The organism is Acinetobacter sp. YH12137 (assembly GCF_013418535.1).
Taxonomy (GTDB): Bacteria; Pseudomonadota; Gammaproteobacteria; order Pseudomonadales; family Moraxellaceae; genus Acinetobacter.
This window is the reverse complement of the sequence record NZ_VPBW01000001.1, coordinates 224617-238183: the sequence shown is the minus strand read 5'-3', so window position 1 is coordinate 238183 and position 13567 is coordinate 224617. Positions and strand designations below refer to the sequence as shown.

General features: G+C 43.0%; 9 protein-coding genes. 3 read left to right on the top strand and 6 right to left on the bottom strand.

The features are described 5' to 3' along the window. Positions 1-127: 127 nt before the first annotated feature. From FTU72_RS01135 to FTU72_RS01115, 6 genes are all read right to left on the bottom strand, one after another. Complete coding sequence (locus tag FTU72_RS01135) at positions 128-1594, bottom strand: carotenoid oxygenase family protein (RefSeq protein ID WP_180010688.1); 1467 nt, start codon at positions 1592-1594, stop codon at positions 128-130. Positions 1595-1730: 136 nt separating this feature from the next. Continuing rightward, positions 1731-2048: an NGG1p interacting factor NIF3 gene (locus FTU72_RS01130; RefSeq protein ID WP_180010686.1), complete on the bottom strand. Its 318-nt coding sequence runs from the start codon at positions 2046-2048 to the stop codon at positions 1731-1733. A gap of 17 nt (positions 2049-2065) precedes the next feature. Beyond that, positions 2066-2947 carry a LysR family transcriptional regulator gene (locus FTU72_RS01125; protein ID WP_159124023.1) on the bottom strand — a complete coding sequence of 294 codons (882 nt, stop codon included), beginning with the start codon at positions 2945-2947 and terminating at the stop codon, positions 2066-2068. Between the two features lie 479 nt (positions 2948-3426). Beyond that, positions 3427-3552 carry a KGW motif small protein gene (locus FTU72_RS16310; RefSeq protein ID WP_253144109.1) on the bottom strand — a complete coding sequence of 42 codons (126 nt, stop codon included), beginning with the start codon at positions 3550-3552 and terminating at the stop codon, positions 3427-3429. A gap of 314 nt (positions 3553-3866) precedes the next feature. Continuing rightward, complete coding sequence (gene purL, locus FTU72_RS01120; RefSeq protein ID WP_180010684.1) at positions 3867-7700, bottom strand: phosphoribosylformylglycinamidine synthase; 3834 nt, start codon at positions 7698-7700, stop codon at positions 3867-3869. A 550-nt stretch (positions 7701-8250) separates the two neighbouring features. Next, on the bottom strand, positions 8251-9894 hold the full coding sequence (locus FTU72_RS01115) for an arylsulfatase (protein WP_180010682.1): 1644 nt from the start codon (positions 9892-9894) through the stop codon (positions 8251-8253). A 193-nt stretch (positions 9895-10087) separates the two neighbouring features. Here FTU72_RS01115 and FTU72_RS01110 point away from each other — a divergent pair, with 193 nt between their 5' ends. The 3 genes from FTU72_RS01110 (at position 10088) to ruvB (ending at position 13398) form a co-directional block, all read left to right on the top strand. After that, the gene (locus tag FTU72_RS01110; RefSeq protein ID WP_166138742.1) at positions 10088-11428 is read left to right on the top strand and encodes a deoxyguanosinetriphosphate triphosphohydrolase; all 1341 of its coding nucleotides are present in this window, start codon (positions 10088-10090) and stop codon (positions 11426-11428) included. Between the two features lie 120 nt (positions 11429-11548). After that, positions 11549-12151, top strand: coding sequence for a Holliday junction branch migration protein RuvA (ruvA, locus tag FTU72_RS01105; RefSeq protein ID WP_180010680.1), 603 nt, complete (start codon positions 11549-11551; stop codon positions 12149-12151). 245 nt (positions 12152-12396) lie between these two features. Continuing rightward, positions 12397-13398 (top strand): Holliday junction branch migration DNA helicase RuvB, encoded by a 1002-nt coding sequence (gene ruvB / locus FTU72_RS01100; RefSeq protein WP_180010678.1) that lies wholly within the window; start codon positions 12397-12399, stop codon positions 13396-13398. Positions 13399-13567: the final 169 nt, after the last annotated feature.

Below are 13567 nucleotides of genomic sequence, written 5' to 3'. Positions count from 1 at the left end.
GTCATGAGAAAGCCCATATAAATGGGTAATGTACAAGTTGCTGTAGAAGCATGTTTAATTCGTCTGATCACAGATACTTTATAAAGTATTTTAATACTTTTTTGAATCCGTCAATGCGTAAGTCCTATTATATTACTTTCAACTTCCGATAATCAATCCAATTACAATGAAACCCAACCGGCACTCGGACGGGTAAATAAATTGTGGCAATTGGCCCATCCTTAATATGCTGTGCATCCAAAATCACAACTTTCGAAGGGCTACAATCTAAAGCATGCACATAAGACATGAGCCAACCCTCATTTTCAGCTTGTGCACCCTCTTTTTCGACAAATATAGCCTCACCTGTGACCCAATTTTCTCCAAATGAATAACTTTCTATGGTCGTAGTTTCTAAATCATGACCCAATAAGCTATTACTGCTGACATGGTAAGGATCATCAAATTCGCCAAAGGAAATGCTATAAGCATAACGATATGGCCGCCCGGTATAAGCTTCATTAATGCGTGGGAATTCCTGTTTAACATCCGATAAGATTGTCCGCTTCACTTTCCCTGTTCCTTTTTCGAAGACAAATCGTTCTAATCGAAGATCCTGATCTTCAATTGGGCCCTGAATCGAATGCACCATCGCTTTGGAATGTACCACTGCATCCATGACGACATCCCCTGTATCCAGATCATAAGCATTCATGGTATGGAAAATAAAACAGGGATCAATGTTGTACCAGCGTATATCCTGAGCACTTCCACCAAGAGGTAATAAGCCAATACGTGCCTGATGTTTCTGGTTCCATTGATATGGCAGCAATGAACCTTTTAAAGCACTTTGCATTGAGAAATTTACATTTAAGTCCAGAATTAAGACCTGAGATTCGGTAATCGCACAGTCATGTACCATCGGACCATGTTTGACTGGAATCTCAACATGATTTTTCAGTTTACCCTGTGCATCTATATGCAGATAAAAGACTTTATTATGGGTTAGCCCATCATAACAAACCGCATGAATATCACCGGTATCTGGATCAATATGTGGATGTGCAGTAAATGGCAAGTCTAGATCATCATTCTCAAACAGATGATGGCACTTAGATTCCAGTTCACTATTCACTTCGATTGGATAAGCACCCGCTTCGACCAATGCCCAGATTTTCCCAGCAAAATTGATGATATTGGTATTTACTGGATCAGCTACACCACGACTTTTCCCCGGAATCACTGAGCGATGTAATTTCTTCTGTACACTATCCGCACCGACATATTGGCTTTTGTACCAGTGTGCTTCACCTTCTTTAAGCCGTAACGCATGAATCATCCCATCACCAGTAAACCGGTGATAAATTTTTGGATTTTTCACTGTAATGGGGTTCGGGCCAATTCGCATCAAGGCGCCATCTAATTCTTTCGGGATCTGCCCTTCTACCTTCAATTGAGTTGAAAAATGCTCCTGCCGCTGCGGTGCAAAAATACCATCCAGATATGGATTATCATGGGCATATGGAATACGGTTATGTAGGATTTCTGCGCCGTATTGAATAGATTTATTCAGCGTATTTTTGAACATGCTGCTCAGCGGTTTTGGCAACTGCATTGTTATATTCCTTGTTTTATTCTTTTATTTGAGTTGTTCTGATAAATTTTATAATAATAAAAGCAGATTGGGTGTTTTTAATATATAGACGGCACATCAACACTAATGCACCGTCGGTTTATATCACTTCTAAAATTTAAACTTTTATATCTAAGAGCTGTATAAATTCAAATGCCGGTTCTTCATAAGGATGACTGTCTTTTAGAGCCTTAGCCACTTCAACAGCCTTTTCATCAGGCACAAGAATTTCGACCCGCCATTCTTCCACCTTTTCTAATTGGCCAATTTCCCCAATATGAGGATCTGCGCCTTGCTGCGGCTTAAATTGTCCAGTTCCCAGCACTTGCCAGGCACAATCGGTATATTCACCAATCCCACCCGCACCTGCTGCAAAGATGGCCTTCTTGGTTTCCTCTAGGTTTTCATCTGGTACGTAATAAATCAGTTTAAGCATATATCCCTACAAGTTTTTCAAGCATTTACCGTATTGTTAAGGGCTTCGGTAATAATATTCAATGCTGGATTTTGAGAGTTCTTGTTAAATGTTGCATATAGTTCTACCTGGGGTAAAGGTCGATCTGTCTGGATCACTTTCACTTCATCATTCAGGAAACGCAATAAATAATCGGGAGCAAAACTGAAACCCATCCCCATATTGATCAGGTTAATATGCTGTAGCACATTGGTCGCCCACAGCACCTGATCGTGCTTTAGCTGATCAAAGGACATCAAAGCATTCAGTCTTTCGTAAAATACAGGTGATGCATTCTGATCACACATAATAATCGTATGATTTTTCAGTTCTTGTAATTTCAGTATTCGATCGGTTGGGTGCAAATGCTTGGCTGCAACCAAGTGAATTTGCTCCGTCAATAAATGAATATTGTCAAAATCTGGATGATCCATCTGAAAACGGGTAATACTTAGATCTAGTTCAGCATTTTTTAGACGTTGAAGCTGTTCCAGACAGAACAGGCTATGCAGATGAATTTTCAGATCTGGCATGGTCTTTTTCAACTTGGCCAAAATATGTGGCATGACTTTTAGTTCGGCAACATTCAGAAAACCAATATGAATCTGGTTATTTTTCTGCTGGGCCACCTGTCGTGCTGACGCAACGGCCAATTTGGCATTTTCTAGAGCTTTTTCTGCATAGATTAAAAAGGCCTTACCTTCATCGGTTAACTGTATTTTTCGTGAAGAACGCTCAAACAGGTTAACGCCAACTTCCTGCTCCAAATCTTTAATCTGCTGGCTTAAAGAAGGTTGAGCCGTAAACAGCTTTTCAGCAGCCCTAGTGAAACTCTGCTCCTGCGCCACGGTAATAAAATAGCGTAAATGTCGAAGTTCCATAGATTGCTCACTTCAAAAAACAGGTGCTTATCATACGATTTAGGCCAACGTATTGAAAATATTAATAGATCAATAGCTTATACGAATACTCATATATCTACTTTCTATGCATGGCCAGACTTTTCCCCTCCTACATTTATACCTGTTTCAGGTATACACATAGTGTCTTGCATGACGCAGTATTCGACATTGAGCTCAGATTAAAGTTGGAAACAGGCAGCAGAATCGCTGAACTTGCCATATCTGGAGGTGATTCAGATTGCTTCTCATGATGTTATAAACCCTAGAATGGCAAGTCTGAAATTCATGAATCTGTGTAATTCTGGTTAGGCCGGTTGGTTATATCACTTGGTGTTATCAGGATAGTATTAATAATGCTTTTGATTATGTGAATACGCTGAAGGTAACGTTAAAGCAGATTCAGCTCACTGTTTAGCGATAAAAAAGCCACCTCTCGGTGGCTTTTTTAAATCTGTTGATCAAGAACCCTGTAGCAAATAACTACCTACCAAGAACAGCACCTGTAGGCCAACGACAAAACCAAATAACCACCAACCTTTCTGACGTAATTCTGTTCTATCCATTATTCTGAGCGTCTTAGCCATGTCATCACCTCATTCTTGAGTGTTGATACTGAACTGATCTATACCATCTTTCCTTTAAAGTGCATAAATATTGTGCATTATTTACACAATATCACTTCTATGCAGATATAAAAGCAAAATCTAAACCAGTTCAGCGGGAGAAAATTAAATAAATGTTTCAAACTGCTTAGAAAGCAAAAAGCCACCCACTGGTGGCAATTGATGAAGCTAGTCTAAACAAAAGTAAATGATTTTTCTAGTTTTACTAATTTCCCATAAGTTCAAACTATAAAAAAGGGCCGCTGCTGCGACCCTTTTTTTGAAGCTAAATCAGATTAACCAATAAATTTGCGAGCATTACGGAACATGCGTAACCATGCACCGTCCTGATCCCAGTCTTCTGGTTTCCAAGAGTGCTGGATCGCACGGAAGTTACGCTCAGGGTGTGGCATCAAGATAGTCGCACGACCATCTTTCGAAGTTACACCAGAAATCCCTTCAGGCGAACCATTCGGGTTCAATGGATATTGCTCAGTCGCATTACCCTGGCTATCCACATAACGCATAATCACCTGATTATTGGCATTCAATGCAGCAATGTTTTCAGCCGATGCTACTACGCGACCTTCACCATGTGCCACAGCGATTGGAAGAATTGAACCTTCCATGCCTTCTAATAATACAGAGTGAGATTTCTCTACACGAACATTGACGCTACGTGCTTCAAATACTTCTGATTTGTTGCGATGGAACCGAGGCCAAGCATCTGCACCTGGAATCAGTGGAGCCAATTGTGACAGCATCTGACAACCATTACAGATCCCTAGAGAGAAGGTCTCCTGACGGTTAAAGAATTTCTCGAACTGGTCACGAAGTTGCTGATTGAACAATACTGATTTCGCCCAGCCACCACCTGCACCCAATACGTCACCGTAAGAGAAGCCACCACATGTGACCAGACCTTCGAAGTCATCCAAGCTGATACGGCCAGCTAGAAGATCGCTCATGTGTACGTCAACAGTATTGAAGCCGACTTTGTCGAATGCTGCTGCCATTTCTACATGACCATTCACACCCTGCTCACGCAGAATCGCCATATTTGGACGACGTGAGTTAATGTACGGTGCTTCGATTTGTTCGTTCAGATCAAATGTCGGTTGAGCAATCAAACCTTTGTGTGCTTTGTCTGTTACTAATGCAAATTCTTGATTTGCAGTTTCTACGTTGTCACGCAGACGCTGGATTTGATGAGAAACTTCAGTCCAAGCCACTTGCAGGTCGGCACGTTCAAGTACCAGACCATTTACAGATAACTGATCAGAGTTATTCACTGTACCTACTACAGAGATCGCATCTTTCAGAGTAGAAGTCGCGATTTCTGCTTGTAATGCTTCCCAATCTGCTTTCGCTATTTGCAGAACTGCACCGATTTCTTCAGCGAACAATGCTTCAACTGATTGGTCTTCTAGCGCTACGCCTAGACGTGCAGCAAACATCATTTCCGCAACAGTTGCCAGTAAACCACCATCACCGATGTCATGGTAAGCCTTGATCAGACCACGGTTGTTCCAGTCTTGAACCAGTGCGAAGAATGCTTTGAAGTCATCAAAGCTGTCGACATCAGGAGTCACTGAACCAATTGCTTTGTATACCTGAGCCAAGATCGAACCGCCTAAACGGAACTGACCTTTAGATAGATCAATACGAACCAGTACAGATTCAATATTTTTCAGCTCAGGGGTTAATGTCTTACGAACATCAGTTACAGGTGCAAATGCAGTGATCACGCCTGACATTGGAGAAGTAACAGATTTGTCTTCGCCTTCGTCATTCCAGGTGGTACGCATTGACAATGAGTCTTTACCGACTGGAATTGCGATGCCCAGTGCAGGGCACATTTCCATACCAATGGCTTTTACACCTTCGAACAATGCTTGGTCTTCGCCCGGTTGACCTGCAGCAGCCATCCAGTTTGCAGACAGTTTGATGTCGCTGATTTGATCAATCTTCGCAGACATAATATTTGAGATCGATTCAGCAACTGATAAACGTGCAGAAGCCGCTGGGTTTAACAATGCAACTGGTGGACGTTCACCCATTGCCATTGCTTCACCTGTGTAACCGACAAGGCTGGTTGTTGTTACTGCAGCATCAGCCACAGGAACCTGCCATGGACCAACCATCTGGTCACGTGCCACCATACCGGTAATCGAGCGGTCACCAATAGTGATCAGGAATGATTTAGAAGCGACTGTTGGGTTCTTGATCACGCGATAAATCGCATCTTTCAGATCAGTCACTTTAGACGCATCAAAGTCATCGCCTTTACGCGGAGCAGTTTCATATGAACGGCTCATACGTGGTGTACCACCAAGCATCACTTGCATTGGCATATCCACTGGCTTGTTGCCGAACAATGGATCTTCAACGGTTAAATGACGCGCTTCAGTTGCTTCACCCAATACCGCAAACGGACAACGTTCACGCGCACAGATCGATTCGAATAAAGGTAGAGATTCTGGACGGATCGCCAGTACATAACGCTCTTGCGCTTCGTTTGACCAGATTTCCATTGGCGACATGCCTGGCTCAAGCGATGGGATCTTACGAAGATCAAGCACCGCACCAAGCTCATGGTCATTTACCAGCTCGGGCATCGCATTCGAGATACCGCCCGCACCGACGTCATGTACAGAAACGATTGGGTTTTCATCTTCCATACGCCAGCAAGTATCAATCACTTCCTGACAACGGCGTTCCATTTCCGGGTTTTCACGTTGTACAGAAGCGAAGTCCAGGTTTTCACCCAGTTTACCGCTGTCTACAGATGATGCAGCACCACCGCCAAGGCCGATCAGCATTGCTGGACCGCCAAGCACGATCAGTAGATCGCCTGGTTGAATCGCATCTTTTTCAACGTGGTCCGGACGGATGTTACCGTAACCACCCGCGATCATGATTGGCTTATGGAAACCTTTCACTTCGCCATTGACGTTTTGTTCAAACGTACGGAAATAACCAGTTAACGCTGGACGACCAAATTCGTTGTTAAACGCAGCACCACCCAATGGACCTTCAATCATGATTTGAAGTGGAGATGCCATACGTGACGGTTTACCGTAGTTTTCTTCCCAAGGCTGTTCAAAACCAGGAATATTCAGGTTAGATACGGTGAAACCCGTTAAACCAGCTTTCGGTTTACCACCACGACCAGTCGCGCCTTCGTCACGAATCTCACCGCCTGAACCAGTTGCTGCACCGGCAAATGGTGCAATCGCTGTTGGGTGGTTGTGAGTTTCCACTTTCATCAGGATGTGAGCGGCCTGGCTCTTGTATTTATAAACGTGTTGACCGTTATCTTCTTGAGTCGGATAGAAACGTTGCGTATCAAAACCAACAATCACCGATGCGTTGTCTTTATAAGCCGACAATACGTCTGTTGGTGATTCTTTATAGGTATTTTTGATCATCTGGAACAATGACAATGGTTGAACTTCACCATCAATCGTCCATTCAGAACCGAAGATTTTATGACGGCAGTGCTCTGAGTTAGCCTGCGCAAACATCATCAGTTCAATGTCGTTCGGGTTACGACCCAGTTTAGTAAATGCTTCTGTCAGGTAATCAATTTCCTGTTCAGACAGCGCAAAACCGAACTCATTATTGGCTTTTACCAATGCCTCTTTACCTTGACCCAGGATATCAATCGAGTTCAAAGGTTTTGGCGCAGTTTCAGTAAACAACACTGCAGCATCTTCAATCGCATTGAAAACACTTTCAGTCATGCGGTCATGCAAGATCTGTAATGCTTCTTTAGAAAGCTCTTTTTCGCCCTTCAAAGTAAACAAAACACCGCGTTCTAAATGATGAACCGGTGTATTACAGTTGGCAAAAATATCAGTTGCCTTTGATGACCATGGTGAAATCGTGCCGACACGCGGTGTCACTAGAATCTGGATTTCATCACTTGCAGCCTGGCGCAGTTCAAATGATTGACCATCGTTGAGAAGCTGTAAAGCGGATTGCTGTTGTTGCTCGTTGAGCGCTTGGTCAAAAAGATAAACAAATTGACTTTCTAGTGATTGAACAGAACTAATTGACGATAAACGTGTGAGTAGTTGAGCTTTCTTAAAAGAAGAATGTGCAGGTGCACCGGCAACGATAAACATGCTGATTTTGGCTCCACGGGATGATCGAGCGACCATGCCACAATGTGACTTGAGAGAGCGCATATTCTACTGTGAAATACATAAATCGGCTAGAGAGGAAATGAGAAAACTCAAGCGAAAAGCTATAGCATTTTATAAATAATGCTTTTATTTTCAGATAAAAAAATTGAATGTAGTCGCACAGCTTAACACAATTTGTTAAAGAAAAATTAAAACTAGTCAAGAATAATTCAACTTAAAAATTTTGTATTATTTTTCAACACTATTGATCATATCAAGTGGTTTAAAATTTAATCTCTATTTTTAATAAAAATGAGCCAAGGATTGACTTCTTTATTATTTCTTGATCAAAAATAGGTAGCTGCGCTGCTTTTTGCCATCTGTCTGAATGATGATCAACTATATTAAATATTCAGTCCACAGACTAAGATTTACTTTCTATCAAAATTATTGCTCTATAAAAAACAGGCCGTTTGACCTGTTTTTTATTTCAGCTCATTCTTGTAAGCATCTGCTCAGTTATGAAATTCGATAATTCATTAGAAATAGCTTAGGCAGTTTTATTTAATAAAATTCCCCCGCCTTCAATTTCTACCACACCATTTTCTCGTACATAAACTTTCCAGTCGGCCAGCAGCTCCTGTAATTTTTCTGGATAACGCTCTGCTAGATCTTCAGTTTCACCCACATCTTCTGCCAGGTTATAAAGTTGCCATCTGTTTGGGCCATTCGGTGCGGGAATAAATAAAGCCTTCCAATCCCCTTTACGCAAAGCTTTTTGTCCGAACAGCTCCCAACCCGTGATATGGTCTTCAGCATGAATATAGGCCTGCTGTTGCTGCAAATACGGCAGAATGCTTTTACCACGTAGTGGCACCAGTTTCCGACCTTTATACTGCTGTCCCGGATGCTGAATATTTAATGTTTCCAGTAAAGTAGGCAGTAGATCCATCACCGTTAAAAACTCATGACTGATGCCATTTTGACGTGCAAAGCCCTGATGCTTGATAAATGCCGGTGTACGAATTCCACCTTCACTGGTATGCGCTTTATAAAGTCGAGATGGCGCTGTGGCCGCCTGTGCCCAATGCTCACCGTACCAGACATAGGAATTACCCTTGCCAATATTTTCCAGACGATTGTCATAATATTTGGCAATCACGGTCTCAATATCAGGACCAAAGACTGGTAATGCTTCCAGCTGCGCACCTTCTGCCCCATTGTCCGAAAGAAAAATAATAATAGTATTGTCGTATTGATCAGTCTGTTTTAAATGTTCAATCACACGACCAATATTCTGATCCATGCGATCAACCATTGCTGCGTAGACTTCCATGGTACGCGCCGAGAACTGCTTTTCATCTTCCGTCAAACTGTCCCAGAATTTAGTTTTTGCCAATACTGGATGAATCGTAGCATCTTCACCTACTAAACCAAGCTCTTTGATTTTAGCTAAACGCTTCTGACGTAATACTTGAGGACCTTCATCATATACACCTTTGTATTTGGCAATATCTTCCGGATGGGCTTGCAAAGGCCAGTGTGGTGCTGAAAATGGCAAATACGCAAAGAATGGGCGTTCTGCACGACTCTCATCATCTTGCAGATAATCCAGCAAGCGATCTGTAAAATAGTCTGAACTATAGAAGTCTTCCGGCAATGCAGTAATGTATTCATCATTTTCTGCATAGAGCCCCCGAGTTACTTTCAACAGGCCCGGAATTTCTTCTTCTGGAATATCGGGTTCAAACGCATAGTGATTGGCTGCACCCGGGAGCAAGGTAAATGACTTTTCAAAACCACGGCGTGCCGGAAAACGGTCTGGAGTTAAGCCCAGATGCCATTTTCCAGACATGATGGTGTAATAGCCTGCATCATGTAACAGTTCCGGTAGAGCCGCAACCTGATCATTTAAATACCCCTCATAACCCGGTTGGCCTTTCTGTTCAGGTCGTATGGCTTCGGCCATGGAACCCAATCCTGCCAGATGATGGTCTGTGCCGGAAAGTAGCATGGAACGGGTGGGTGAACAGGTCGATGCGGTATGAAAGTTAGTCAGGCGTAATCCTTCCAGGGCAATTGCATCTAAATGTGGTGTCTGGATCTCTCCACCAAATGCACCCAGATCAGAAAAGCCCAGATCATCAGCGACGATGAGTAAAATATTTGGTTGAGTAATTTGTGCTGTGGTCATATTTGGTCTACAAATTGATTTTATTATCGTGGTAATTTGCCTGAAATTGTTGGCTCAATCCTGTCACCAAATTGACAATCTTTCGCTGTATTTCAGCTAAGCTAATTCAAAATGACATTTCATGTCGCACTGCCCTAGTGCTTTACGCTCTTTTTTGGCATGATGCAGAAAGTAGAGAACTGAATAATGATAAATGACTCAAATGCGTTGGTTGGAACTGCTTTCGACAGTTCGGATTGGTAGTAAAAAGCAGAGTACAGAACTGGCCCGTAGCCCGTTCCACAAAGATTATGACCGTATTATTTTTTCCCAGAGCTTCCGGCAGCTCAACCGTAAAACCCAGGTGCATCCTTTAACCCAGCACGATGGTATTCATACGCGCCTGACGCATTCACTGGAAGTCTCCTGTATTGGCCGCTCGCTAGGGATGTTGGCCGCAGAGAAAATTAAAGACCAGCTTCCACCCTGGGTGTCTCCAGCGGATGTGGGCGCCATCATTCAAGCCGCTTGTCTGGCCCATGATATTGGCAACCCGCCTTTTGGCCATGCCGGTGAATATGCGATCCGCGAATGGTTTGATGATGTATCACATACTGACTTCTTAAAAGATTTAAGTCCTGAACAGGAAGCAGATGTACGTCAGTTTGAAGGCAATGCCCAAGGCCTGCGGCTTCTAACCAAGATTGACTATCATCCAAATGATGGCGGCATGCGCCTGACCTATGCCACTTTGGGTGCTTATTTAAAATATCCGTGGCTGTCAAAAACCATGGCATCACAAGTAGATTTACCTGCCAGTAGCCGTGCCAAATTTGGCTGCTATCAGGCAGAAAAAGAGATTTTAAAGCAAATTGCGGAAGAGCTTGGACTAATCCAGCTCGGCGAGTATCGATATTGTCGTCATCCACTGACCTATCTACTCGAAGCAGCCGATGATATTTGTTATGCCCTGATTGACCTAGAAGATGGCATCAGCTTGAACATGCTCAGCTATGCTGAAGTGGAACCGGTATTTTTAAATCTGCTCGGAGATTATGGAACGCCTTCTGAAATCGGCATGCCTGATACGACCTGGCAACAGAAAATTGCTGCACTGCGTGGCCGTGTGATGAAACGTCTGGTGAATGAAGTGACGACTGCTTTTGCACGCCACCATGACCAGATTCTATCTGGTCAGTTACAAGGCACTTTATTGCAATATTGTTCGTCAGATATTGAAAGTGGTATTAACCGCGCCAAAGAACTGGCACGTGACAAGATTTTTGAACATCCACAGAAAGCGGGCCTAGAGATCATTGCCCATCAAAGTCTGCAAAATATTCTGGATGCCTTTATTCCGCTGACCACACCACATAAAAACCTGAGCTTTAAGGAACAGCGGTTAATGTCGATTCTGCAACGTTCAGGTGCAAACTTTAAAGACAGCCATTATGACAATATTATGCAGGTATTAGATATTATCTCGAAATTTTCGGATCATCAGGCTTATAACCTGTCACAGGAATTGCAGGGTAATAAAGCCGGATTGTTATAAAACATCTGGCTGGATTAGATGATTATTGCAGCAAAATCACCTGTTTTGCAGAAGGAGATTTTGCCTTTCCTGAAAATGCTGACTACTATGCTGCAAAACTGAATTGAGTAATGATAAAAGATGATTGGATGCCTGATTGGTGAAGTGCTGGCGCTGGAAGCACCGACTGTATTATTAAATGTGAATGGTGTAGGTTATGAAATCGATACGCCGCTCACTACTTTTTGCCAGTTGCAAAAAGGCCAGAAAATTACCCTGTGGACGCATCTGGCTGTGCGTGAAGATGCACAATTGCTATATGGTTTTTTAAATGCTCAGGAAAAAACTATTTTCCGTACTTTATTAAAAGTGAACGGCGTTGGCCCCAAAATGGCACTCGGCATTCTATCTACCTTAAGTGTAGAAATGCTAATTCATACAGTTGAGAATGAAGATGTAAATACCTTGGTTAAAGTTCCAGGTGTCGGCAAGAAAACTGCTGAACGTTTGATGATCGAACTGCGCGATCGCTTTAAAGCCATGTCTGCGGGCACTGCTCCAAGCAATTCGACAGCTCCACAAATTCAGTTTATGGGCAATTCAGCCGTGGCTGAAGCGGAAGCTGCATTACAGTCATTGGGCTATAAACCTGCTGAAGCACAAAAACTGGTGAACGCTGCCAAAGGTGAATTTACTGAAGCCAGCGATATTATCCGCGCGGCATTAAAGTCGATGAATAGATAATAGGAAAATGACTTTACTTTAAATAAGACTGTTTATTCTCCTATTTATATAAATTACTCGCGACATGGATGTCGCCGGTTGAGTTGAGGTACAGGAAGTACCTTCAACTCAACAAAAGATTTTTGTTACTTTTGATCTTTCAAAAGTAAGACAACGCCTACACAATGGCAGTTAAACACAAATCATTATTTGAGGCTGTTTCTGCAGCATCAAACAGCTTCGATAAAGAGATTAAGTTAATAGATATGCAAGACCGTCTCATCAGTGGTTCTGAAAAACCCGAAGATCATTTTGATCGTGCCATCCGCCCGACTTCCCTCGATGACTACATCGGTCAGCCGGTGGTCCGCGAGCAGATGGAAATTTTCATTGGCGCAGCACGTGGCCGTGAAGAAGCCCTTGATCACACCCTGATTTTTGGCCCGCCAGGTCTGGGTAAAACGACATTGGCCAATATTATTGCCCGTGAAATGGGTGGCAATCTCAAATCGACTTCCGGTCCAGTATTAGAACGTGCGGGCGATCTGGCAGCAATGCTGACCAATCTTGAGGAAGGTGATGTTCTGTTTATTGACGAGATTCACCGCTTGTCACCTGTGATTGAAGAAATCCTTTATCCAGCCATGGAAGACTACCAGCTGGATATCATGATTGGTGAAGGCCCTGCTGCCCGTTCGATTAAATTGGACTTACCACCATTTACTTTGGTCGCTGCAACCACACGTGCTGGTCTACTCACTTCTCCACTTCGTGACCGTTTCGGGATTGTGCAGCGTCTGGAATTCTATTCAGTCGATGACCTCACTCATATTGTGAAACGTTCTGCAAGCCTCTTGGATGTTCCAATGACCGAAGATGGCGCAAAAGAAATTGCACGTCGTTCACGTGGTACACCGCGTATTGCCAACCGTTTATTGCGTCGTGTACGTGACTATGCTCAAGTCAAAGGCACAGGTGAAGTCACTCAGGAAATGGCTCAACGTGCATTAGATATGTTGAACGTGGATAAAGATGGCTTGGATACTCTCGACCGTCGTTACCTGTCGATGTTGCTAGAACGCTTTGATGGTGGCCCGGCGGGTGTAGAAGCTTTGGCAGCAGCAATGGCAGAAGATTCAGGTACGCTGGAAGATGTGATTGAGCCTTATCTGATTCAGCAAGGTTATGTGATGCGTACTGCGCGCGGTCGTATTGCGACCAATATGGCTTATTTACAGTTTGGCATAACGCCGCCTGAGCCGAAGTAAGGGTTAAAATTCTTTTGGCTTAACCATTTTTTATCATAAAGAAAAAGAGCTAATTGACTACTGCAATCAATTAGCTCCAAAAGCACAAACTCGAATCTTTATTATTAAGTAGTTTATTTAGCTATTATAGTTATTGCTCTTTAAGCAAATACTTAGGCTATTTCTTTTA